Raw genomic sequence first — 23,235 nt, 5'->3', positions numbered from 1 at the left:
AAAATTCGTCATCGACAATGATTAGTTGTTTTGAAGATTCCTGACCATGTCATCGACGGGTGGATTTTCCGATGAGTGACAATGACGTTGCCCTGAAACCGAAGACCAAGGTGAAGCCGAAGCTGGACAAGCCGAAGCTCTACAAGGTCATCCTCGTCAATGACGACTATACCCCGCGTGAGTTCGTCATCGTGATCCTGAAGGCCGTCTTCCGCATGAGCGAGGAGACCGGCTATCGGGTGATGATGACCGCCCACAAGCTCGGCTCCTGCGTGGTCGTGGTCTGCGCCAGGGACATCGCCGAGACCAAGGCCAAGGAGGGCATCGATCTCGCCAAGGAGATGGGCTTTCCGCTGATGTTCACGACAGAGCCGGAGGAATAAGTTTTGCTTCAGAGCATGATGCCGAAAAGTGTGAGCGGTTTTCTCATGACATCCTGTTCTAGGGCCGGCGGATCTGAAAACCGGTCTTATCCCGCACGAAACCACAATTTTCGTAGAAGCGCAGCGTCGCCGGGTTCTTCGAGCCGGTGAGCAGCATCACCTTGTAACAGCCGGCCTTCCAAGCCTCAGTCACTGCGTGACTGATGACCGCGCCGGCATAACCGCGCTGGCGGTGATCGGCGTGGGTGACGACGTTTTCAATTAACGCATAGGAGGCGCCGTTGCGCGTCAGGTTCGGCACGACGATCAAGGTGGCAGTCGCGGCGGGGATATCGCCGGCAAAGCCAATGAATACGATCATGCCGGGCTGGGCGAGGACGGTGGAGAACAGCTCTTCGGCCACGGGCTTGTCGAGAACCGGATCGGCCGGGTTCAAATGCTGGTAGAGGGTGGTCAGCCCGGGAAGGTCGCCGGCGGCGGCCGGCCGGATGGCGAAGTTCTGATCCGGCACCGGCGTCATTCCCCCTTGTTGCCGAACATCTTCTTCAGAATATCGGCCATTGGGCCGGTGGCCAGCACCTTCGGCTGATTGTGATTGCGCGCCTGGTGTATATGCGACTGGCCGGCCGGCTTCTTTTCGGTCGTCTTGTTGTCCTTCCGCGGCTTCTCCTCCTCGGCCTTGCCGCCAAGTGCCAGCGCGATCTTGTTCATCAGCTGCGAATCCTCGTTTCGCACCAGCATGTCGGCATTGTCGGCGAGGGTATCGAGAAGCGGCTCCAGCCAAGCCTTGTCAGCCTTGGCGAAATCGCCGAGCACGTGGTTCTGCACCATTTCCTTGATGCCGGGGTGCCCGATGCCGAGGCGCAGCCGCCGGTACTCCTTGCCGCAATGGGCGTCCAGTGACTTGATGCCGTTATGGCCGCCATGGCCGCCGCCGGTCTTCAGCCGTGCCTTGCCCGCGGGAAGGTCGAGTTCGTCATAGATCGCGACAAGATCGGCGGGCTGGAGCTTGTAGAAGCGCATCGCTTCGCCGACGGCCTCGCCGGAGAGGTTCATGAAGGTCTGCGGCTTGATCAGCAGCACCTTCTCGCCGCCGAGCTCGCCTTCGGCAATCTCGGCCCTGAACTTTTTCGACCAGGGTGAAAAGCTGTGGCGCCGATGAATGGCGTCGACGGCCATAAAGCCGATATTGTGGCGGTTGCCGGCGTATTTGCCGCCGGGATTGCCGAGACCCGCGATGATCAGCATGGCCTGTCGTCCTCGCTTAACTTTTGCCCACGTTCACCACCCGGAAACGAGAGCAAAGTCAAGCGGAAAGGGCAAGCCCGCCGGCCGCGTCACTCCGAGAGGTTCATGCCGTATTTCTGGAAGATCTGCTTCTGGTCGCCATCGGCGATCAGCTTGTCGAGGGCCGCCTGCATTCTGGCGCGCAGATCGTCCGGAAAGCTCTTCTCGCAGGCAATGCTCATCGGTTGGGCGGAGAGCACGGTCACCATTTCCACCGGCTGGTCGGCCTTCAGCTTTTCGAAATAAAGTTCTGAGATCGGCATCATGTCGATGCGCCCGCCGAGCAGCTTGCGCAGCGTTGCGTTGAAATCGCTGGCGACATCGAGCTTGGTGAAGCCCTTCTCCTTCAGGATCGTCTCGGTATAATCTTCGCGCTGCGTGCCGATCGTATATTTCTTCGCCTCGTCCAGATTGCTGACGGTGACGCCCGAGCCTTTGCGGGTTATCAGGATGTTGCGGTCGATCAGCAGCGGCTCCACCCATTTGAACATGGGGTCGCGTGCGCTGTTGTGAGCGGTCGCGAAGACGCAGGTCATCGGTGCGGTGCGGGCGAGGCTGAAGGCGCGTGCCCAGGGCATGATCTCGATCGTGTAGTCGACGCCGATCGCGGCCATCACCTTTTCGACCTGGTCGACGGTCGCGCCTTTGATCTCCTTGCCGTCGCGATAATTGAAGGGGGCGTAATCCTCAGTGGTGAAAGTCACCGTTTGCGCATGGGCGGCGCAGGGCAGCGCCAGGCATGCGAGAAGCAGGAGCTTTTTCATCATCTCATCTCCTTGTTCATGAGGCGCGTGCGACGGCCGCTTCCGAGGCCATCAGTTCCTCGATGAGTACGGCTGCGTGTTTCGGACGATGGAAGAGGTAACCCTGGCCATAATCAAGCCCCATCTGGTGGAGCGTGCGGCATTCCTCTTCGGTCTCGATACCCTCGGCGATGACGGTGCAGTTCATCTTGTGAGAGAGCGTGGTAATGCCTTCGATCAGCATGCGGCTCTTCTGGCGCACGTCATCGTCGCCATCGTTGATCGCGCGGGTGAAGGACTGGTCGATCTTGATGATGTCGACAGGAAAGCGGTTGAGGTAGCTCAGTGACGAATAGCCGGTGCCGAAATCATCGAGCGCGATACGGCAACCGAAGCGGCGAAGCTCGGTGACGATCATGCGGATCTGCGGATTGTCGTGCATCAGCACGGCTTCGGTGATCTCGACAACAATGCGCTCTGGATGGATGCCATGGCGACCGACGATGGCGGCAAGCCGGGCCGGCAGCGCCGGCTCGAACTGCAGGGGCGAGAAGTTGATGGCGAGATAGCTATCCTGCATGCCGGATATGCGGGAGATCTTCGCGAGATTGGCGATCGCCTTATCCATGATGACATTGCCGACGCGGACGATTTTTCCTGTCTCCTCGGCAACGCTGATGATCTCGGCCGGCGGCATCAAGCCTTTCTGCGGATGGTTGAGGCGCATCAGGGCTTCGAAACCGGCAATACCGCGGCCGTTCAGATTGACGATCGGCTGCAGGAAGGCCTCGAACCAGTTGTCGACGAGGCCGGATTCGATATTGGCCTCGATCTCGGCGCGGCTGCGGGCACGGTCGAGCATGGCGTTGTCGAAAAGCTGCGCGCCATTCTTGCCGTCGCGTTTCTTGGCATACATTGCCAGATCCGATTTTTGCAGCAGTTCGGCGGCGGTTGCGGCATGATGCGGATAAATGGCGATGCCGACGGAAGCACTCAGATGCATGTCGGGGGCAAACGGCGTTTCGAAGATCGAGGCGATCTGCTCGCACATCATCCTGGCGCGTTTTTCGGCATCCTTCGCCGGCAGCAGGATGGCAAATTCGTCGCCGCCGAGACGGGCCGCCTCATCGGAGGGAGCGAGATAGGTCTTCAGGCGCTCGACGAGCTCGATCAGCGCCATGTCGCCGGCGGCATGGCCCATATTGTCGTTGATCCACTTGAAGCGATCCAGATCGACGAAGAGGCAGGCGAGCTCCTGGCCGGCCGCGTCGGCGGCGGCGATCTTGTTGTCGAGGACGGCTTCGAAGCCCTGGCGATTGAGCAACCCGGTCAGGTGATCGGTGATCGCCTGGCGGTGGTTGCGGTCCTCAGATGCCTTGAGTTCGGTCACATCGGTCATGACCGACAGCGAGAGGCGGTCGTGAGCGCCGGCTTCCGCCTCCGACTCCATGATGAGGACGTCCATGGTGCGGCCGTCCAGGCAGACGAACTTGACGGTGACAGCAATGCCGCTTTCCGCCTGGCGGCGCTTGAACTTGTCGCGGGTGGTCGATGTCACGAGATCCGCGAAGTTGCGGCCGATGACGGCGGCGCGGTTATAACCGGTGGCAAGCAGCCAGTAATCGCTGACGGCGGTGATACGGTCTTCCTCGTCGAGCGAAAAAAGCATGGCGGGCGTCAGATTATAGATGTCCGTGGCGCGGCGATGGGCGAACTTCAGCTCCTTCTCCTCGCTTTCGAGCTTTGTCTGCATCTCGTTGAAGCTGCGGGCAAGCCGTCCCATCTCGTCGTTCGACTGCCAGTCGACATGGTGGCGGGAGCCGAGCTGCCGGGTGGCCTCGATCGCTGCCGTCAGCCGCATCAGCGGCTGGATGACGAAGAACCGGTTGCCGATCAGCGCGGTGCCGAAAACCGCCAGAACCGCGAAGATGAAGATCGAGATGAATACGACCTCTTCTTGCTTCAGACCGGAAAACAAACCGAGCGCGGGATAGTAGACGCTGATGCTGCCGAGGTTCTTCGGACCGTCGACGGTGTTGTAGATGATGGCGCGCGACACCTGCACGAGCTTGCCGTCGAAGGAGCGCGGAATGGTGGACTGACTGATGTCGAGCTGGCCCGACTGATCACGCACCTCGACCTTGACGATGGCCCCTTGCGAAACGACCGTCGCGCTGATCTGGGTGACACTCTCCTCATCGAGGTCCCAGAGTGGCTTTGCCAGCGCCTGGGCATTGGCGACAAGGAGAACGGAAATGTGATCGCGTATTTCCTTGTCGGCCCGTTCCGAGGAAAGAAAAAGGAAGAGAACAAAGAGGGGAGCGACAAAAACGAGCAGCGCTCCGCAAACAATTCCAAAAAATCTGTTCTCAACGGAATTGTTCATGGTTCCGTCTACTCCCCCAGGCCCACCCTTATCTGCTGTCGCGCGCTAAGGCGGGCTTCTTTGCAGCTGACGAAGCATGCTTTCATGAATACGTTAAATGTTGCTGAAACAGGGGCTTGCCGGGCAACGAAAAGCCCGCCTTCCCAGTTCACGGGAAAGCGGGCCGTATGCTTTACAAATGTCGAAGCGATCAGGCTTCGGCTTCGCCTTCCGCGGCGCTCTCATCGATGCCGGCAGCCGGAGCGATGATGGTCGCGATCGTGAAGTCGCGGTCGATCACGGTGGTGACGCCCTTCGGAAGAGTGACTTCCGAAATATGGATGCTGTCGCCGATCTTCTTGCCGCTGAGGTCAACGTTGAAGAATTCCGGGATCGCATCGGCCGGGCAATGAACTTCGACTTCATGGCGAACGATGTTCAGAACGCCGCCGACCTTGAGGCCCTGGGACTTCTCTTCGTTGATGAAGTGAACCGGGATTTCGACGGTCACCTGGGTATTGGCGGAGACGCGCAGAAAATCGACATGCATCGTGAAGTCACGGACCGGATCGAGCTGGTAGTCCTTCGGCAGAACCTTGTATTTCTTGCCGTCGACTTCGATCGTCGCCACGGTGGTCATGAAACCACCGGCATGAATGCGCTTCGTCACCTCATTGGTGTTGAGAGCGATGGAAATGGGGGCCTGCTTGTCACCATAGATGACAGCGGGAATCAAACCGTTGCGGCGAAGTTCACGGGCGGACCCCTTACCAACCCGTTCGCGCGCCTCGGCCTTGAGCTCGTAAGTTTCCTGGCTCATGGCTATTCCTTTCGAGGTTATTTGGAGAGTTCGGCGGCGGGCAAAAGCCTTGTTCCGTCGAACCGGAGGCGGGTTTCCCCATCCTCATCCGCGTTGCCTCCAAGGGTGTCTACACGGACCGGTGGCCTATATTATAAGTCGCTCGGAAACGCAAGTTGCGGATCAGGCTTGTTTCTGGCAAGCCGAATGCCGCGTTCGGGAAGGCGATGTTTGCGCCTGCTGCGAATTTCGCAGCCCCGCAAAGCGGCGAAATCAGCAGTCCCGCTATAGCTGAGGTTGACATCGGCGCGCTTCCCCTCTTTGGATGCCGCAATCAAAAAAGCGGCTGAGGAGAAATCGGACTATGCGTCTTAAACTTGTCACGGCAACGAGCTTGCTGGCACTTTGCCTTGTCACCACCGCCCAGGGTGTCGAGATCAACCAGAACGGCGCCGATGCGCTCAAGGGCAACCTGACGAAGCTGCTTCCCGAGGATCTGGCAAAGAGCGGCCTGATCACCGTCAATCCGACGGGCACACGCTACGAAATCATCTACGATCTGGCAAAGCTGCTTTCCAAAGCTGACCCTTCTAAATTCACCATCAACGGATTGACGCCGTTCTCGACCTTTGCCACACCGCTCGACAGCGGCCTCTGGAACATCGAAGGCGACAATAAGTTCGATGTCTCCGGTCATTTCAAAGGACCCGACGAAAAGCCGACGGATTTCTCCTATTCCATCGCTTCGCTTGTCTATGCCGGAGTCTTCGATCCGGCGATCAGCTATCTGCGCTCCAGCACCGCCACGGCCAAGGACATCAAGCTCACCAGCAAGTCCGAGACCGAAGAAGTCAGCGCCAGCATCGCCAGCATGGATCAGAAGCTGAGTTCGACCGACAGTGCCGGCGGCAACGGGCGTATTGATATCGTCGGCAGCGGCTCGGCGTCGACTTTCGTCGAGCAGGTTTCCGGCGCGCAAATGCCGCCCGTTGAAATCCGTGCCGACTCGATTGATGTCGAAGCCAAGATAAACGCTCTGCCGGCCAAGCAGATCCGCGAGATGGTCTTCTTCATTCTCGATCATGCCGACGAGAAGGAGCTGAGCCCCGAAAACAGCGCCAAGGTGAAGGGGATACTCAAGGAATCTTTCCCGCTTCTTGCCTCGTTCAGCGAGACGATCGGTGTCAACAACCTGACCGTCAGCACTCAGATGGGCAATGGCGGCGTCAAGCAGTTCGGCTATAACGTGGCCATGGACGGGCCGAGCGACGCGATGCGTTTCGGCTTCGGCATGAATGCGCATGACATCAGCCTCGACAGTCCGCTGATGCCGCCAAGCTATTCGACATTCATGCCGACCAGCTTCGATCTGCAGCTTGCCGTGCCGAATCTGGACTTTGCCAGCTTTGGCGATGCCTTGATGGCGATGGATTTCAAGGAAAATGCGCCGGAGGCGAGCGGCGAGGAGATGGGCAAGAAGCTCTTCCGCGACGGCCGGGTCACGGTCGAGTTTCCGAAGATCAGCGCCAAGTCGAATGTCTACGACATCGACGTGACCGGCAAGATCGAGGGACGGGTCGACACCGAGAAGGACTATTCGATGGAGGCGACCATCCTTGCCCGCGATCTCGACAAAACGATCGCCGCGGTTCAGGAGCTTGCCAAAACGGATCCTGATCTCAACCAGGTTTCCTTCGGCATCATGATGGTGAAGGGCTTCGCAAAGACCGATACCGATGGCCGCTCGCGCTGGGATATCAGCATCAGCCGCGACGGCGCGATCTCCGTCAACGGACAGGTGGTCAAGGAAGCGGACGGCCCGGATCAAGATCAGGGGCTGGTGCCAGACCCGGAGCAGGAACCGGATCAGGGTGAGGACGCGGTACCTGCGCCGCCGCAGCAGCCTTGAGCGTTATCAATCGGGATAAGAAATAAAAGAGGCCGGCCTTGTGTCGGCTTCAGCTTGTTGACCAACTCCGTTCTTTACCCGGCGTCATCCTCGGCCTTGTGCCACTGCTGTCGGGTTCGCGCCGACGGCTGCCATCGCCCTAGCCCGACCGGGGATCGAGCCGCTGGTCTCGACCCGTCCTTCTGACCCCCGTAAAACGGGGAGGCCAAACGCAGCGTCGAGGGTACGGAAAGCCGGTTCGGCAATATCCCTTCGCCCCGCGTGCGGGGAGAAGGTGGCGGCAGCCGGATGAGGGGCAGGCGGCGACCTCTTAGGGCGACAATTTTCTACTGATTTGTGCCCATCTGATGCGAGAGCCGGTCGAATGCCGGCTCCTTTTAATCGAAGAGGCTGGAGACGGACTCTTCCTGGGCCGTTCGGCTGATGGCTTCGCCGATCAGCGGCGCCGTCGTCACGATGCGGATATTATGTGCCGAGAGCACCGCCGTGGTCGGCTGGATCGAATCCGTGATGACGAGTTCGCGAAGCTTGGAGGAGGTGACGCGGGTGACCGCGCCGCCGGATAGGACGCCGTGGGTGATATAGGCGGTGACGCTGGCTGCGCCCTTGGCCAGCATCGCGTCGGCGGCGTTGCAGAGCGTGCCGCCGGAATCGACGATGTCGTCGATCAGCAGGCAGTCCTTGCCGGTGATGTCGCCGATGATGTTCATCACTTCGGATTCACCTGGCCGATCGCGACGCTTGTCGACGATGGCCAGAAGACAGTCCAGCCGCTTGGCAAGCGCGCGGGCACGCACCACGCCGCCGACATCCGGCGAGACGACCATGACGTTGCTGAGGTCGTAATGGCTCTTGATGTCGCGCGTCAGCACAGGCAGGGCGAAGAGATTGTCTGTGGGTATATCGAAGAAGCCCTGGATCTGCCCGGCATGGAGATCGAGCGTCATGACGCGGTCTGCGCCGGCTTCGGTAATGAGGTTTGCGACCAGCTTGGCGGAGATCGGTGTGCGGCCCGAGGCGCGACGGTCCTGACGCGCATAGCCGAAATAGGGAAGCACGGCCGTGATGCGACGGGCTGAAGAACGACGCATCGCGTCGATCATGATCAGCAGTTCCATCAGGTGGTCGTTGGCAGGGAAGGCGGTGGGCTGCACGAGGAAAACGTCCTCGCCGCGCACATTTTCCTGGATTTCCACGAAGATTTCCTGATCGGCAAACCTTCGAACACTGGCTCTCCCCAAGGGAACGTTGAGATAGGTGCAGATCGCTTCGGCGAGTTGCCGGTTCGAATTGCCTGCGAAAACCTTCATTTTGGTCCGCCTGTTATGCGCTGATAGCCGCGCTTTTTAGCCAGCTTCCCCGTGAATGCAAGGGCAAAGGCGCCACAGGCTTTGATATTTGCAAAAAGTTTGTGACTAACCGCCCCGCGTCTGCCGCCAGGAGGAGAATTCCGCGATGGTTTTCGAGGCGATCTGCTGCATCACCGAGGCAGGAACGCCGGCCCAGGGATCGGCCGCTGCCGTCGGCACGCTTTCCTGCCCCTGGATGCGGTGCAGGCGGCCGCCGGCGCTGTCGAGAATGTCCCAGACATAGACGACTGTGACCTTGCCGTCGTCGCTGAAGGCGGAGAGGTAACCTTTGAGAATGTAATCGCTGCTCGCATCGGTCGAGCTCTTGATGGAAAGGCCGTGCGCGCGCGCCTCGGCGCCGAGCTGACGCGACAGCGGGGTCACCGCCTGAACCGGCGCGCCGATGATCGGCAGGAAGCGCACGGTGTTGCCGCGCGCAGAGGAGGCGCCGGTGTTGAGGGCGGCGGTCTGCTGCGGCTGTTCTCCGGCGGGCGGCTGAGCCGGTTGTGCGGGAAACTCACCGCTGGAAGCCGGCGGCGGCAGCGATTGTTCCTCGATCGGGGCGGAGGCGGCCGGCGAGGAACTGCTCCTCGACAGGGCGTCTGCCTGCTCCTGCATCGTCGTCGGCGGCGCGCCGGTGCCCGGCCGATAGGCCTGCTGCGACTGATCGTAAGCTGGATGGTAGCCGTTCGGCTGGGAGCTTTGGGCGAAGACCCGCTGGCGGGAACCCGCCATACGCTCTGCCTCGCTCTGCGTCACCGGGCTCGACGACGCGCGCGCGGAGGAATCGCCGATATCGACCTGCGGCGTCAGCGCATCGGTGGTGTTGCAGGCGGTCAGCAGGGCCGCGAAGACCAGGAGCGTGGGCACAATCGCAGCTCGCGTCATCCCTTGATCCGTCCTTCCCACATTCGCATCAGCCCCGCCCGAATTTATGCGGGCGGCGGCTGATGTCTGTCAATTCCGGATTCTCATCGGTCAAAGACCGATGAAATCGAGCGGATGGCGGGAGAGCGCGCGCGGCGCATCCGCCGTCGTCAGATAGGTCTGGCCGAGCGTCATCGCCGTGCCCGTGTCGGAATCGGCGATGATCATGTGCACGAAGAGCGACATGTTCGGCTCGATCGGCTGCGGATTGCCGACATGGAACATCTGATGCTCCATCCAGGAGGGCGAGAAGCGGGCGCCGAGCGAATAACCGCAGGCGTTCAGCCGGTGGCGGGCAAGGCCGCGTTCGTCCATGATCCTGGCATGCATGTCGAAGACGTCGCCGAAGCTGTTGCCCGGCTTCAGCACCGTCTCGATCGCCTCGATGGTTTCGCGGCAGGCATTATAGAGTTCGCGGTGGCGTTGCATCGGCTCGCCGATGACGATCGTGCGCATCATGGCGGCGTGGTAATGCGCGTAAGCGCCGGCCCATTCGAGCGTCAGCTGGTCGCTGGCGTCGAGCTTGCGGCGGCCGGCCTTGTAACGGCAAAGCAGGGCATCGGCGCCGGAGCCGATGATGAACTCGTTGGCAGGATAGTCGCCGCCGCCGGAAAAGATCGCGCCCTGCATGGCGGCGAGGATATCGGCCTCGTCGGCGCCGGGCTTCGTCAGCCGGATCGCGGCGTCGAGCGCATCGTCGGCGAGAACGGCGGCGCGCTCGACATAGGCGACCTCGGTCGGGCTTTTGACAAGGCGCAGGCGACTGACGAGGTAGGAAGCGTCGGTGATCTGGCCGAAGGTGGTCAGCTGCGCGTCGAGCAGGCGCGAGATACGGCCGGTCATGCCGTGCGTGTCATATTCGACGCCGATGCGGGCGCCGAGCAGATCCATCTCGACCAGCAGGTTCTTCAGGTCAAGCGTCGGATCGGCATTGACCCGGTCGACCCAGATATGGATGTCCTCGAGGATCGAGGTGTGCCTGGCCTGGCGAAGATCGGCCGAGCGGGTCAGCAGCGCCATGGTGCCGTCGCTCTTGACGACCAGCGTCTGGAAAAAGCAGTAGCCGAAGGTGTCGTAGCCGGTCAGCCAGTACATGCTCTCCTGGGCGAAGAGCAGCAGGGCGTCGAGCTTTTCCTCCTTCATCTTCTCGGTGAGGCGCGCAAGCCGGCTTGCGAATTCGGCCTTTTCGAAGTGCAGTGCCATTCTGCTCACGTCTCCCTGATTGATATCGCGGAAATCTGCCGGCCGTAGTCCGGCTCCTTGCGATGTGTCGTCCTGCGGTAGGAAAAGAAGCGCTCGCTGTCCGGATAGGTGCAGAGGCCGAGGCTTTCGGCCCGCACGCCGGCTTTCGTCAGCCGGTCGACGGTCAGCGCCGGCAGGTCGAACATGGCGTGGCCGGAGGTTGCGGAAGGCACGAAAAAACGCGCATCTTCCGGGTTCCCGACGACGAAACGCTCGACGAACTCAGGCCCGACCTCATAGCTTGCCTGGCTGATCGAGGGGCCGAGGCAGGCGACAATGCGCCCGCGGTCCGCCCCCAACGCTTCCATGGCAGCGATGGTATTTTCGAGCACGCCCGTCAGCGCGCCCTTCCAGCCGGCGTGGGCGGCGCCGACGACGCGATTGTCCGGGTCGGCGAACAGGATCGGGCCGCAATCAGCGGCAAGCACGCCAAGCACGATGCCGGGGGTGCGGGTTACCATCGCATCCGCCTCGGGGCGGGCGCCGTCGTAATCGGCATCGATGGTCACGACATCAGGGGAATGGACCTGATGCACAGTCGCCAGCCGCTCGACCGGCAGGTCGAACCAGGCGGCGACGCGGCGGCGGTTTTCCAGGACCTTGTCGCGTTCGTCGTGGGAGCCGAGGCCGACATTGAGGCCGCGATACAGCCCTTCGGACACGCCGCCGGCGCGGGTGAAATAACCGTGGCGGATAGTGCCGCCTGCTGCTTCGTTCAGCAGCGCGCTTTCGATTGGTGCGGGAGAGGCCGCGTCCTGCATCTGTGATTCCGGGGTTTTTTTAAGGGGTTTGTTATTATCCCAAGCGCATCGCACAGGCGGCGCGCTTCAAGTTCTTGTTCGCGCGGATGTTGAACCAGCCGCGTGCGCCCTGTCAATCCACCGGGCGAAAGGGCATGAGGTCGACCGCGGGATGAGAGACCGCCATCACCTTGAAGAGTTCGCCCATCCGGCCTTCACCGGCGCCGGCGAGCCTGTCGACTGCCGCCTGGATGACCTGCTGGGTTTGCGGCTCGCGGTCGTGGCCGAGGGCGGCGGCACGTTCGAGGATGCCGAGGCCGGCCAGAAAATCACCCTGATGCAGGGCGCCGTTCAGATGGACGCCGGCCGCAAGTGCGGTTTCGGCGAGCTGCTGGAAGTCAACGTGGCTCGTCAGATCGGCTTCACCGGGATGAGCGAGCGGCGGATCGAATTCATGCATGCGCACGGCCTGCAGCGTATCGCCGAAACCGGTGACGAGATGGCCGTAATCGATTGCGAGCGCCGTGCCGCCGAAGGCGCGCAGCCGCTCGCAAATCGCGATCATGACAGCCTGGCGGGCAGGCGAGATCTCGAAGAGCGTGCCGAGCGGCAGGTTCTGCACCGGTTCGGGCAGAAGTGCCGGATCGAGGCCGGCGACGCCGGCGGCGAAGGTCAGTTCGCCATCAGCATCAATGCCGATCATGCGCTCGCGAAAACCCGTCGGCATGCGGACGAACTGGCGGATCGGGATGGCGTCGAACAATTCGTTGGCGGCGATCAGCGTGAAGCCTGGCGGGACTTCATCGAAGCCGTCGTGCCAGGCGATCTTTTCGCCATAAGCTTCGAGCGTCTGGCTCTGGACATCACGCAGGCGCTCGCTGGTTTCGACGAGATGCACGGTCATGGCATCAAGCAGCGGCGGGGCGATGCGGGAGATAACGCGCAGCATGTCGGCCATCATGGTGCCGCGGCCGGGGCCGATCTCGACGAGACGGACGCCCGCCGGCGTGCCGTGGCGCTGCCAGGCATGGACGATGAAGACGCCGATCATTTCGCCGAAGATCTGGCTGACCTCGGGCGCGGTCACGAAATCGCCCGAACGGCCGAAGGGTTCGCGGGTGCGGTAATAGCCGTGTTCGGGATCGGCCAGGCAGAGCGAGAAATAATCGGTGACGCTGATCGGGCCATTGGCCTGGATGATCGCCTTGATCTTTTCGCCTAGAGCGGTGGTCATATCGCGCGTCCTGCCGTTTTCAGAGCTGCAGCGCAGCCTGGCGGCGGGCCCTGAGCATTGCCCAGAGGCCGAGCAGGATCATCGGGGAGGAGAGCACCATGCCCATGGTCAGCCAGTTCGTGCCGAGGAGATAACCGAGCTGGGCATCAGGCTCGCGGAAGAATTCGACGAAGATGCGCGACAGGGCATAACCGCAGACGAAGACGCCGGTGATGAAGCCGGGGCTTTTCAGCGCGCGCATGCCATACACCAGGGCGGCCAGCACCAGCAGAAGGACAATACCTTCGAGGCCGGCTTCGTAAAGCTGGCTCGGGTGGCGGGCGAAAGGGCCGCCGGTCGGGAAAACCACCGCCCAGGGCACGTCGGTCAGCCGGCCCCAGAGCTCGCCGTTGATGAAATTGGCGATGCGGCCGAAGAAGAGGCCGAAGGGAACGACCGTGGCGACGATGTCGAACAGGCTCCAGATCGGAATGCCGTTGCGGCGGGCAAAGATTATCATGGCGATCGTCGTACCGGTCAGGCCGCCATGGAAGGACATGCCGCCGTTCCAGATCTCGAGCGCACGGACAGGACTGCGCAGCACGGCGGGGAGATCATAGAAGAAAATATAGCCGAGACGACCGCCAAGCACGACGCCAAGGGCCGCCCAAACGATGAAATCGTCGAGCTGCGTCCGTGTCATCGGCGAGGCGTTGCCGGGCCAGAGACTTTCATTGGCGGCGAGACGGCGCGCATAGGCCCAGCCGAGCAGGATGCCGGCGACATAAGCGAGACCGTACCAATGAATCGCCAGCGGGCCGATCGAAAAGGCAATCGGATCGATGTCCGGAAAAGGCATGATGGCAAGGAGATTGGCTGCTGTCGGCAAGGTTTTCCCACCTGTTTGGTTGCGCGGAACATGCCGCTGCGATCCCGGACGGTCAAGTCCATTGTTCGTGATGGCTCTTTGGCGGGCCGGTTCCGGCGGGCGTTTCCCATGCAAAGCGCTTGCATCGGGGATGGCGAAGCCCTACCTCAATCCTTGAGGCCCCGAAGGGCTGAATTCACCTCATGCGAAGGGAGAAAAACGCCATGACGACCGGAACGAACCGCATCATGGACGAGTTCGCCAAGCTGATGACCGATGCGGCTGGTGCCGCCCAGGGCGTCCGCAAGGAGATCGAAACCGCCTTTAACGCCCAGGCCGAGCGTTGGCTGAACAGCATGGATATCGTCAAGCGCGAGGAGTTCGAGGCCGTGCGCGAGATGGCGATCAAGGCGCGCGATGAGAATGAGGCGCTTGCCGCCCGCATCGCGGCGCTCGAGGCGAGGCTTGCCGGCGAAGGGCACTGAAGCCCGCCGCGGTCTTTTAGATTCGCTCCTTGCGCTTCAGGTCTTCGGTTTCCCGCATGTCGCGCAAAGCCGCTGAACAGTTTTGCGCGACATGGCTGAAAGTCCCGATATGACGCAGATACGGCGTTGCCTTCATGCCACACGCCGCATCCGTCACAAAAAAATTCAGGTGAGTTTTTCCACCTGTGGACACTGCCAAAAAAGCCAATTCGCAGAGTCGCTTATTCTCCCTTCTGAATTGAATTTCGAAGAGCCTTTCCACAGTGGTCCGGCCTATTTTCCCCTCAGGGGGCTGGCAGGGGGCAAGGCGCATTATACACTGATTTTAAATGATGATTCGAAGCGACTTGGTAAGCTCCGGGCAGGTTATCTGCGTTAAGTCTGGCAGCGGTTCAACGATCATCCGAGTGGTGGTTCCGGTATTTGCGTGTGTCTTTCTTGTGTGCGTACACAAAGTTAGGTCGCATTCGTTCCGGTCAAGAAGGTGCTGCATGAACCTGATGGAATTGGAAGTCGAGCGTCAGTCGAACCCGGTCGATATGATCGAGTACGTTGCCTCCAACAACGACTGGTCGTTCGAACGGTCCGGCGAGGACGAGATCGCGATGACGGTCGAGGGACGCTGGACGGACTACCACGTCTCCTTCTCCTGGATGGAGGAATTCGAGGCGCTGCACCTTGGCTGCGCCTTCGATATCAAAGTTCCCGACATCAGGGTCAACGAGGTGGTCAAGCTGCTCTCGGCGATCAACGGGCAGGTGCTGATGGGGCATTTCGACCTCTGGCGCCAGGAAGATGTCGTCATCTTCCGCCAGTCGCTGTTGCTTGCCGGCGGTGCGGAGCCCACCAACCGCCAGGTGGAAGTGCTGCTCTCCAGCGCGCTCGATACCTGCGAAGCCTATTTCCAGGCATTCCAGTTCGTCGTCTGGTCCGGCATGGAAGCGACGAAGGCGATGGAAGCCGTGTTGTTCGAAACTGTCGGCGAGGCATAAGATGCCCGCGAACGCTTTCTCCTCGACAAATCCCGTCGTCCTGATCGGCGCCGGAAACATGGGCGGGGCAATGCTCTCCGGCTGGCTGAAAAGCGGCGTGCCGGGCTCTGCCGTCCTTGTCGTCGATCCCGGCCCGTCGTCGGCGATGCTGGCGACGATTAGCGAGGCCGGCGCGACCCATGTTGTCGCCGCTCCGGCGGATTTGAAGGCAGGAGTGCTGTTTCTCGCGGTCAAGCCGCAGGTGATGGAGACGGTGCTGCCGGCGGTGAAAACTGCCGTCGGGCCGGAAACGGTCGTCGTCTCTGTGGCTGCCGGCAAGACGCTTGGCTTTCTCGAGAAACATCTGGGCAAAGCCGCCATGGTGCGGGCTATGCCGAACACGCCGGCCATGGTCGGGCGCGGCGTCACCGGCGCCTTTGCCAATTCAGCGGTCAGCACTCAGCAGCGCGAGCGTGTCCATTCTCTTCTCAGCGTCTCGGGTCCTGTGGAATGGGTGCCTGCAGAGGCAGATATCGATGCCGTGACGGCGCTTTCGGGCAGCGGTCCTGCCTATGTGTTCTATCTCGTCGAATGCATGGCGGAGGCAGGCCGTAAACTCGGCCTGCAGGCGGACCTCGCCATGCGTCTTGCGCGGGAAACAGTCGCGGGGGCTGGTGAACTTTTGCACCAGTCCCCCGACGACGCTTCGCGGCTGCGGCAGAATGTGACCTCTCCCGGCGGCACGACGGCGGCCGCACTTGCCGTGCTGATGGCCGAAAACGGCATGCAGCCTCTGTTCGACGCAGCACTGGCGGCGGCGCGCAAGCGGGCCGAAGAACTGGCCGGCTAGAGCGCCGCGCGTCAAAGACGCGCCAAGGACGCTCTAACATTTTGAATGCGCGTCATTCCTTTGCGAAAATCGATCTCGATTTTCGCAAAGGAATGACGCGCTAGCGGAGACGATATGGCCGAGGAGATTGCCTACGCCGATTTCGAGCGCGTCGACATTCGTGTCGGCACGATCATCGAAGCCAGTCCCTTTCCGGAAGCGCGCAAGCCGGCGATCAAGCTGGTCATCGATTTCGGTCCCGAGATCGGCACGAAGAAATCCTCGGCCCAGATTACCGTGCATTACACGCCGGAAAGTCTGATCGGCAGGCAGGTGCTTGGTGTCGTCAACTTTCCGCCGCGCCAGATCGGGCCGTTCCGCTCGGAAGTTCTGACGCTGGGATTCGAGGACGAGAACGGCGCGATCGTGCTTGCTGATGTCGAGCAGCCGGTGCCGAACGGCCGGAAGATGATGTGAGCCCGCGCCGAACGCTCAGCCGGTTCTGATTTCCTGCAAAAATGGATTGCTGCGCCGTTCATCGCCGATGCGGCGGCCGGGGCCATGGCCACAGATGAAGCCGACGTCGTCGCCGAGCGGCAGCACCTTGTCGCGGATCGAATCGAGAAGCTGTTGATGATTGCCGCCCGGCAGGTCGGTGCGGCCGATCGAGCCGTTGAAGAGCACGTCGCCGAGATGGGCGAAATTCTGCGCCCGGTTGAAATAGATGACGTGGCCGGGGGCATGACCGGGCGCATGATAGACCTCGAATTCGTGCTCGCCGAAAGAGATCTTGTCGCCATCCTTCAGCCAGCGGTCGGGTAGGACGTTGCGCAATCCCGATATGCCGTATTTTTCGGCCTGGGTCTCGATCCGCTGCAGCAGCGGCAGGTCGTCCTGATGCGGGCCGACCACGTCTATGTCCAGGGCTTCCTTCAGCTCGCTGGCGCCGCCGGCATGGTCGCGATGGCCGTGCGTCAGCCAGATCTCCTTGATGATCAAGCCGTTTTGCGCGATCGCCTGCAGGATCAGCGGCACGTCGCCGCCGGGATCGACGACGACGCCTTCCTTGGTCTCGGGATCGAAGAAGATCGTGCAGTTCTGCTGGAAGGGTGTCACCGGAATGACGCCGGCCTGGAGCATGCCCATAAGTGCCTCGCTTGGTGTCTCGGATGCTCAGGGTATAGTCCGAAACCGCGTCAAGGACAGCCGGAATTTTCCGTGTCTGCCGCCTTGCCTCACGTCAAAAAGACGGGCTGCAACAAGAATTTATGCCTTACGATGGTGTCGTCACGCGTCGGAAATCCTTGTTTTGTTAAACTTTTTCAATGGTTTGTGAAGAGCCTCCCGCACGCGGTCTTTGACGCTAGCCATTGGATGGGAACATCGTGGAACGCCATGCGTTGTCAGCCCATCGAAACCAAGGAGACGCTCAGATGACCGTGAAGAGAAACATTCTATTGGCCGGAGCCGTGCTCCTGGCGAGCGGCGGTCTGGCGCAGGCGGAGATGATGGCGACGACCGTCAACGATCTCAATGTCCGTGCCGGCCCCGGCCCGCAATATCCGGCGGTCGGCCTTGCCACCCGCGGCTCGACCGCGGTGCTCGACGGCTGCATCGAAGGCAGCCGCTGGTGCCGGGTCGACGTCAACGGCATGCGCGGCTGGGTCTATGCCGATTATCTGCAGGTCGACAATGGCGGCAGCCAGGTCATCGTCGAACAGCACCGCGACGAGATCGGTGTTCCTGTCGTGACCTACGAGTCGACCGCCAGCGTCGTTCCCGTCGACCCGCAGCCGGCCCCGGGCGACGAGTTGCTCGGACCGGTCGGGGCTGTCGAGACCATCACGCCGCCGGAGACGGTCCGCACCTATATAGATACCAATCCCGGCCAGACGGTGCAGCTCGGCGGTGATGTCGTCGTCGGCGCCGAGGTGCCCGCCGATGTTACCTTCCAGTCGATCCCGGATTACGAATACCGCTATACCAGGATCAACGACCGGCCGGTGCTGGTCGATCCCGGTACACGCCGGATCGTCTACGTTTATCAATAATCTAACCTTTAAAAACACAACGAGGCGGCCGGATTGGCCGCCTCGTTTCCGGCCCGTCCGCTTTCTCCCTTGCCTCCCGCATGGGTTGATTTTTTCTTAACGCTTTCCTCCTGAATATGATAAAATACTAATATGCCGAAGGTTCGGCATATCAACGGCGATCGGGGAGATCGCCAGAGGAGGAAAGTCATGGAAGCGCTACTTCCGCTCGTCATACAATTGATTGCCGGTGCCATCGGCGGCAATGCCGCGAGCGCCGCCTTGAAGCAGCAGGCGATCAATGTCGTCGCCCGCACGATCGCAGGCGCGATCGGCGGTGTCGCCGGTGGTATGCTGCTCGGCATGGTCGGTGGGGAAGCGGCGATGACCGGCCTGATCGCCGACGGTATCGGCGGCCTGATCGGCGGCGGCATTCTCTCGACGCTCGCCGGTCTGGTCATGGCACGGGCGCATCGGTAAATGTCCGGCGGGCATTCATCTGGGCGCCGCGCGTCTCTGCAGCCGTGCGGCGCTGTAACGCTTTGAATTGGCAAGCCGATTGCGCAAGACGTCTTATTCGGCGGCGGTCGCCGCCGGATAGACTTCCTTCATGTGGTCAAGTTTCAGGCCCTGGTTAACACCCGTAGGCGCGCTCGCCTTCGAAGACGGCGCTGGCATTATGCAGGCCGTGGGTCAGCACGTAGATCTTGGCGTCCTTCCAGGCGACGAATTCGCCGTTGAACCATATTTCGCCGTCCAGCTGGTCGAAAGGAACTGAAGCCATCCCTGGTCTCCTCCGGCGCTTCAAGCGCCATGCCTGTTGATTGTTGTCCCCATTACGTTTTATCCACAGATGCAAGGGGAAATCGCGTATTGCGTCGGAGTGCCGGGCGGGCCTTGGTTTCCAGGGAACAGTGACGCCAAGATATGTCAACAAAGCTGACATATCTTGGCGAAAGTTTCCCGCGGGGGCGGGAAGAGAAAGGAATGCCGCGTGTCACGACAGACCGGCCCGAAAATAGGCAAGCCAGAGCCGCTGGCTACGCCGATGGAAGATACCGACATCATCGATTTCGAGATCATCGAGCTGTTCTTCTTCGCCTATCGCGATTTCGTTTCCGATCCTGACGCCATCCTCGAAACAAGCGGCTTCGGGCGGGCGCATCACCGCGTCGTGCATTTCGTCAACCGCAACCCCGGCATGACGGTGGCCGATCTTCTCGACACGCTGAAGATCACCAAGCAAAGCCTTGCAAGGGTGCTGAAACAGCTGATCGATTCAGGCTATATTCGCCAGGTGGCGGGGCCTGAGGACCGGCGGCAGCGCAAGCTTTATCCAACGAAATCGGGACGAGAGCTGGCGCTTGCTCTTGCCGAGCCGCAATCGCGCCGCATTGAGCGGGCATTCGAAGGGGCTTCTGCGGAGGTGCGGGAGGGCGTAAAAGCTTTCCTTAGAGGCATGCGGGACAGACAGAAGGCGGATTGAATGGCGGTCAAGACAGGTATTTCCGACGATGCGGCGCATCTTCTGGTGGTCGACGACGACTCGCGTATCCGCGCGCTGCTCAATCGTTATCTTGCCGAGAACGGTTTCCGCGTTACCGTCGCCGCCGACGGCGCCGAGGCGCAGCGCAAGCTCGCGGGTCTCGATTTCGACCTGATCATCATGGATGTGATGATGCCCGGCGAATCCGGCATCGACGTCACCCGCGGGCTTCGCGCCATCAAGAAAGTGCCGATCATCATGCTGACGGCGTTGGCAGAGTCCGGCAACCGCATCGAAGGCCTCGAGGCCGGCGCCGACGACTATCTTTCCAAGCCCTTCGATCCGCGCGAACTGGTGCTGCGCATCAACAACATCCTGCGTCGCAATGCCGGCGGGGAGGGACCGAAGATCGAACAGGTGATGTTCGGCCCCTACACATTCTCGCTGACCCGCAAGGAGCTGAAGAAAGCCAGCGAGGTGATCCGGCTGACCGACCGCGAGCAGGAGATCATGCTGCTCTTTGCACGGCGCGCCGGCGATACGATCCCCCGCCATGAGCTGATCGGCAACGACACCGAGGTCGGCGAGCGGACGATCGACGTGCAGATCAACCGGCTGCGGCGTAAGATCGAGGATGATCCGGCCAATCCCGTCTGGCTGCAGACCGTGCGCGGCATCGGATACAGGCTGAGCATCGACTAAGGCATGTGGCGCAAAACTGTGCAGCGGTTTGCGGCAAAAAATGCGGAAAAACAAAGGCTTAAAGCGCATGGAGAGGATCTGAAAGATCGCGACGCGCTTTTAAGGATAGAGGCCAGGACCGGCGCTGATGGTGACGATCGACAGCTTGCGGCGGGAAGACCGCAATTCCGCGCCAGGCTGGCGCTCGCTCGTCCGCTGGCTGCGCCGGCGGCTGCCGACCGGGCTTTACGCGCGCTCGCTGCTCATCATCATCATTCCGATGGTGCTGCTGCAATCCGTCGTCGCCGCCGTCTTCATGGAGCGCCACTGGCAGATGGTGACGGAGCGGCTGTCGCTTGCCGTCACCCGTGACATCGCCGCGATCATCGAGATCATCGAGACCTACCCGCAGAACTCGGACTATAGCGAGATCGTCCGCATCGCCCGCGATCAGCTCAGCCTGCAGATCTCGATCGAGCCGGATGGCGACCTGCCGCCGCCGCGCGTCAAGCCGTTCTTCTCGATCCTCGACGGCATCCTCAGCGACGAGATCACCGACGAGATCCACCGGCCTTTCTGGATCGACACTGTCGGCAACTCGAACCTCGTCGAGATCCGCATCAAGCTCGACAACAAGATCCTCAGGGTGCTGACCAAGCGCAGCCAGACCTATGCCTCGAACACGCATATCTTCATCGTCTGGATGGTCGGCACCTCGCTGGTGCTGATCGGCATCTCGATCCTCTTCCTGCGTGGGCAAATCCGGCCGATCCTGACCTTGGCGCGCGCCGCCGAAAGCTTCGGCAAGGGGCAGAAACCCGATAATTTCTATCCGCGCGGCGCCGACGAGGTCCGGCGTGCCGGCCTTGCCTTTATCCTGATGCGCGAGCGAATCGAGCGGCAGATCGAGCAGCGCACCGCGATGCTATCCGGCGTCAGCCATGATCTGCGCACTATCCTCACCCGCTTCAAGCTGCAGCTGGCGCTTGCCGGCGACAATCCCGACCTGCATGGGCTGAACGACGACGTCGACGATATGCAGGCCATGCTGGAGGCCTATACGGCCTTCGCACGCGGCGAGGTCGAAGAGGATGTCGGCGAGCTGAAACTCAGCGAGGTCTTCGCAAAGCTGGAATCCGATTTCGCCCTGCACGGCAAGACATTCAGCTATTCGATCGAAGGCGATGACGACATATCCGTCAGGCCGAACGCTTTCATGCGTCTCGTCACCAACCTTGCCTCGAATGCGCGGCGTTATGCCGGCAGGCTCGACATCGAGGCCAAGCACAGTGCCAAATGGTTGACGGTCATCTTCGACGACGACGGGCCGGGCATTCCGGAAAAGAATCGCGAGGACGTGTTCAAGCCGTTCTTCCGGCTGGACGCGGCGCGCAACCTCGACGCCTCGGGCACCGGTCTCGGCCTTGCGATCGCCCGCGACATCGCCCGCAGTCACGGCGGCAACGTCACCCTCGGCGACAGCCCGCTCGGCGGGCTGAGGGCGACGATCCGCATTCCGGCCTAAACGCCTGCCACAGTCAGCCTCACGGCCTTGCGCGCATCGAAATCGCCAAGCCGTTCGACGATCCAGCGCCAAAGCGCTGCGACCTGCATGAGGAGGTCGCGTCCGAGCGGCGTCAACTCATATTCAACGCGCGGCGGCACTTGCGGATAGAGCGTGCGGATGATGAGGCCGTCTCTTTCGAGGGTGCGCAGCGTTTGCGTCAGCACTTTCTGGCTGATGCCCTCGACCCTCTCCATGAGGCGCGAGAAGCGCAAGGGTGCGCCGGCATCGGAGAGCACGTGCAGGATGCGCAACGGCCATTTCGCCGCCGCGCGTTCGATCAGTTCGCGGGCGCGCGCATCCTGTTCGTCGGTCATGGAGCAGCAGAAATCGAACATGTCGCTCAAGTCAGTTACCTCAAGGTGTGTATAGATCGTCCGGGTACCTTCTTTCGATCGGATACAATAGACCATACATGATCCGGGAACCAAAGAAGGAAGGGTTTCCGATGTCCAGGGTCTGGTTGATTACAGGAAGTTCGCGCGGTCTCGGCCGGGCGCTGGCGGAGGCGGTTTTGGCCTCCGGCGACAATCTGGTGGCGACGGCCCGCGATCCCGCCCGGCTTGCCGATCTCTCCGAGCGGTATGGCGGTCAGGTGCTGACGATAGCGCTCGATGTGACCGACGAGACGGCTGCAGCCGCGGCGATCGAGGCTGGTGTGAAGCGGTTCGGGCGCATCGACGTGCTCGTCAACAATGCCGGCTACGGCAATGTCTCCTCGATCGAAGATACCAGCCTTGCCGATTTCCGGGCACAGATCGAGGCCAACCTGTTCGGCACGATCATCATGACCAAGGCGGTCATCGCCTTGATGCGCGGGCAGGGGGCGGGGCACATCATTCAATTCTCATCCGTCGGCGGCCGGATCGGGCCTGCGGGACGCGGCGCCTATTCGGCGGCGAAATTCGGGGTCGAGGGCTTTTCCGAGGTGCTGGCGAAAGAGGTCGCGCCATTCGGCATCAAGGTGACGGTGATCGAGCCCGGCGGCTTCAGAACCGATTTCGCCGGCGCCTCGACGGTGCTTGCCGAGGGGCGGCAGGATTATGCCGAGACGGTCGGCGCCACGGTGCGCTTCCAGCGTGAGTATAATGGTCGCCAGCCCGGAGATCCTGCCAAAGCGGCCGCCGTCGTCATCCATATCGCCGGCCTCGATGCGCCACCGCTCCGGCTGCTGCTTGGCAGCGATGCTGTACGCAATGTCGAGAAGGCCGATGCCGCGCGTATCGAAGCGGATCGAGAATGGCGCGCAGTCAGCGTCTCGACGGATTTCGAGCCGGATGCCGAGGTGGGGCCGATGCCTTGGGAAAAGAAAGCCGGGTGAAGGGTTCCAAAGCGCGTCGCATCAATATCCCTGAACCGCTGCA

At 61.4% G+C, this 23,235-nt stretch carries 26 protein-coding genes and 1 pseudogene; 12 read left to right on the top strand and 15 right to left on the bottom strand.

What is annotated here, in order from left to right; all coding sequences use genetic code 11:
* Positions 1-71 precede the first annotated feature (71 nt).
* Positions 72-383, top strand: a complete 312-nt coding sequence (clpS, locus tag FHX14_RS20535) for an ATP-dependent Clp protease adapter ClpS (protein ID WP_003593075.1) — start codon at positions 72-74, stop codon at positions 381-383.
* Between the two features lie 58 nt (positions 384-441).
* Here clpS and FHX14_RS20530 read toward each other — a convergent pair whose 3' ends face one another.
* The 5 genes from FHX14_RS20530 to FHX14_RS20510 form a co-directional block, all read right to left on the bottom strand.
* Positions 442-903, bottom strand: coding sequence for a GNAT family N-acetyltransferase (locus FHX14_RS20530; RefSeq protein ID WP_184378396.1), 462 nt, complete (start codon positions 901-903; stop codon positions 442-444).
* The gene (gene pth, locus FHX14_RS20525) at positions 900-1,631 is read right to left on the bottom strand and encodes an aminoacyl-tRNA hydrolase (protein WP_003593077.1); all 732 of its coding nucleotides are present in this window, start codon (positions 1,629-1,631) and stop codon (positions 900-902) included. Before pth ends, FHX14_RS20530 begins: the two co-directional genes overlap by 4 nt.
* Positions 1,632-1,720: 89 nt before the next feature.
* Positions 1,721-2,434, bottom strand: a complete 714-nt coding sequence (locus FHX14_RS20520; RefSeq protein ID WP_184378460.1) for a transporter substrate-binding domain-containing protein — start codon at positions 2,432-2,434, stop codon at positions 1,721-1,723.
* A gap of 16 nt (positions 2,435-2,450) precedes the next feature.
* Positions 2,451-4,799, bottom strand: a complete 2,349-nt coding sequence (locus FHX14_RS20515; RefSeq protein ID WP_184378394.1) for an EAL domain-containing protein — start codon at positions 4,797-4,799, stop codon at positions 2,451-2,453.
* 190 nt (positions 4,800-4,989) lie between these two features.
* Positions 4,990-5,598 (bottom strand): 50S ribosomal protein L25/general stress protein Ctc, encoded by a 609-nt coding sequence (locus FHX14_RS20510; RefSeq protein ID WP_003593080.1) that lies wholly within the window; start codon positions 5,596-5,598, stop codon positions 4,990-4,992.
* Positions 5,599-5,941: 343 nt separating this feature from the next.
* Between FHX14_RS20510 and FHX14_RS20505 the strand changes: the two genes are divergently transcribed.
* A complete protein-coding gene (locus tag FHX14_RS20505; RefSeq protein ID WP_184378392.1) occupies positions 5,942-7,486 on the top strand; it encodes a hypothetical protein in 1,545 nt (514 codons plus the stop codon).
* Positions 7,487-7,863: 377 nt separating this feature from the next.
* Here FHX14_RS20505 and FHX14_RS20500 read toward each other — a convergent pair whose 3' ends face one another.
* From FHX14_RS20500 to lgt, 6 genes are all read right to left on the bottom strand, one after another.
* Positions 7,864-8,796: a ribose-phosphate pyrophosphokinase gene (locus FHX14_RS20500; RefSeq protein ID WP_003593082.1), complete on the bottom strand. Its 933-nt coding sequence runs from the start codon at positions 8,794-8,796 to the stop codon at positions 7,864-7,866.
* 105 nt (positions 8,797-8,901) lie between these two features.
* The gene (locus FHX14_RS20495) at positions 8,902-9,723 is read right to left on the bottom strand and encodes a hypothetical protein (RefSeq protein WP_184378390.1); all 822 of its coding nucleotides are present in this window, start codon (positions 9,721-9,723) and stop codon (positions 8,902-8,904) included.
* Between the two features lie 90 nt (positions 9,724-9,813).
* Entirely contained in the window at positions 9,814-10,965 is a 1,152-nt protein-coding gene (locus tag FHX14_RS20490; protein WP_012558495.1) for a Xaa-Pro peptidase family protein, read from the bottom strand.
* A gap of 5 nt (positions 10,966-10,970) precedes the next feature.
* Positions 10,971-11,765, bottom strand: coding sequence for a peptidoglycan editing factor PgeF (pgeF, locus tag FHX14_RS20485; protein WP_184378388.1), 795 nt, complete (start codon positions 11,763-11,765; stop codon positions 10,971-10,973).
* Positions 11,766-11,877: 112 nt separating this feature from the next.
* Positions 11,878-12,978, bottom strand: coding sequence for a class I SAM-dependent methyltransferase (locus FHX14_RS20480; RefSeq protein ID WP_003593087.1), 1,101 nt, complete (start codon positions 12,976-12,978; stop codon positions 11,878-11,880).
* Positions 12,979-12,997: 19 nt separating this feature from the next.
* Positions 12,998-13,846, bottom strand: coding sequence for a prolipoprotein diacylglyceryl transferase (gene lgt, locus FHX14_RS20475; RefSeq protein WP_012558493.1), 849 nt, complete (start codon positions 13,844-13,846; stop codon positions 12,998-13,000).
* A 203-nt stretch (positions 13,847-14,049) separates the two neighbouring features.
* On the opposite strand from lgt, the gene FHX14_RS20470 reads away from it, so the two are divergent.
* Positions 14,050-14,310 (top strand): accessory factor UbiK family protein, encoded by a 261-nt coding sequence (locus tag FHX14_RS20470; RefSeq protein WP_003581142.1) that lies wholly within the window; start codon positions 14,050-14,052, stop codon positions 14,308-14,310.
* Between the two features lie 16 nt (positions 14,311-14,326).
* Here the strand turns inward: FHX14_RS20470 and FHX14_RS20465 are convergent, their stop codons facing one another.
* Positions 14,327-14,572: a hypothetical protein gene (locus FHX14_RS20465; protein ID WP_184378386.1), complete on the bottom strand. Its 246-nt coding sequence runs from the start codon at positions 14,570-14,572 to the stop codon at positions 14,327-14,329.
* A 229-nt stretch (positions 14,573-14,801) separates the two neighbouring features.
* Here FHX14_RS20465 and FHX14_RS20460 point away from each other — a divergent pair, with 229 nt between their 5' ends.
* The 3 genes from FHX14_RS20460 to FHX14_RS20450 all read left to right on the top strand — a co-directional run bounded on the left by FHX14_RS20460 (position 14,802) and on the right by FHX14_RS20450 (position 16,587).
* Positions 14,802-15,302, top strand: coding sequence for a YbjN domain-containing protein (locus FHX14_RS20460; RefSeq protein WP_003541709.1), 501 nt, complete (start codon positions 14,802-14,804; stop codon positions 15,300-15,302).
* A gap of 1 nt (position 15,303) precedes the next feature.
* Positions 15,304-16,131 (top strand): pyrroline-5-carboxylate reductase, encoded by an 828-nt coding sequence (gene proC, locus FHX14_RS20455; RefSeq protein WP_184378384.1) that lies wholly within the window; start codon positions 15,304-15,306, stop codon positions 16,129-16,131.
* 114 nt (positions 16,132-16,245) lie between these two features.
* Positions 16,246-16,587 carry a tRNA-binding protein gene (locus FHX14_RS20450; protein ID WP_003593090.1) on the top strand — a complete coding sequence of 114 codons (342 nt, stop codon included), beginning with the start codon at positions 16,246-16,248 and terminating at the stop codon, positions 16,585-16,587.
* Between the two features lie 15 nt (positions 16,588-16,602).
* Here FHX14_RS20450 and FHX14_RS20445 read toward each other — a convergent pair whose 3' ends face one another.
* Positions 16,603-17,256 (bottom strand): MBL fold metallo-hydrolase, encoded by a 654-nt coding sequence (locus FHX14_RS20445; protein WP_184378382.1) that lies wholly within the window; start codon positions 17,254-17,256, stop codon positions 16,603-16,605.
* 287 nt (positions 17,257-17,543) lie between these two features.
* Between FHX14_RS20445 and FHX14_RS20440 the strand changes: the two genes are divergently transcribed.
* On the top strand, positions 17,544-18,161 hold the full coding sequence (locus tag FHX14_RS20440; protein WP_184378380.1) for a DUF1236 domain-containing protein: 618 nt from the start codon (positions 17,544-17,546) through the stop codon (positions 18,159-18,161).
* A gap of 189 nt (positions 18,162-18,350) precedes the next feature.
* On the top strand, positions 18,351-18,620 hold the full coding sequence (locus tag FHX14_RS20435) for a hypothetical protein (RefSeq protein ID WP_012558488.1): 270 nt from the start codon (positions 18,351-18,353) through the stop codon (positions 18,618-18,620).
* Between the two features lie 160 nt (positions 18,621-18,780).
* Here FHX14_RS20435 and FHX14_RS20430 read toward each other — a convergent pair.
* Positions 18,781-18,924 (bottom strand): annotated as a pseudogene (locus FHX14_RS20430) (branched-chain amino acid aminotransferase); the annotation flags it as partial.
* Positions 18,925-19,134: 210 nt separating this feature from the next.
* Between FHX14_RS20430 and FHX14_RS20425 the strand changes: the two are divergent.
* From FHX14_RS20425 to FHX14_RS20415, 3 genes are all read left to right on the top strand, one after another.
* Positions 19,135-19,626 carry a MarR family transcriptional regulator gene (locus FHX14_RS20425; RefSeq protein WP_184378378.1) on the top strand — a complete coding sequence of 164 codons (492 nt, stop codon included), beginning with the start codon at positions 19,135-19,137 and terminating at the stop codon, positions 19,624-19,626.
* Positions 19,627-20,328, top strand: a complete 702-nt coding sequence (locus FHX14_RS20420) for a response regulator transcription factor (RefSeq protein ID WP_184378376.1) — start codon at positions 19,627-19,629, stop codon at positions 20,326-20,328.
* 127 nt (positions 20,329-20,455) lie between these two features.
* Entirely contained in the window at positions 20,456-21,832 is a 1,377-nt protein-coding gene (locus FHX14_RS20415; RefSeq protein WP_184378374.1) for an ATP-binding protein, read from the top strand.
* Here the strand turns inward: FHX14_RS20415 and FHX14_RS20410 are convergent.
* Positions 21,829-22,284 (bottom strand): helix-turn-helix domain-containing protein, encoded by a 456-nt coding sequence (locus tag FHX14_RS20410; protein WP_183698090.1) that lies wholly within the window; start codon positions 22,282-22,284, stop codon positions 21,829-21,831. The two genes, FHX14_RS20415 and FHX14_RS20410, sit on opposite strands and share 4 nt — an antisense overlap.
* A 35-nt stretch (positions 22,285-22,319) precedes the next feature.
* Here FHX14_RS20410 and FHX14_RS20405 point away from each other — a divergent pair, with 35 nt between their 5' ends.
* Positions 22,320-23,192 (top strand): oxidoreductase, encoded by an 873-nt coding sequence (locus FHX14_RS20405; RefSeq protein WP_184378372.1) that lies wholly within the window; start codon positions 22,320-22,322, stop codon positions 23,190-23,192.
* Positions 23,193-23,235 lie beyond the last annotated feature (43 nt).

It is taken from the genome of Rhizobium sp. BK619, assembly GCF_014195245.1.
GTDB lineage: Bacteria > Pseudomonadota > Alphaproteobacteria > Rhizobiales > Rhizobiaceae > Rhizobium > Rhizobium acidisoli.
This window is presented reverse-complemented; position numbering and strand designations above follow the sequence as displayed.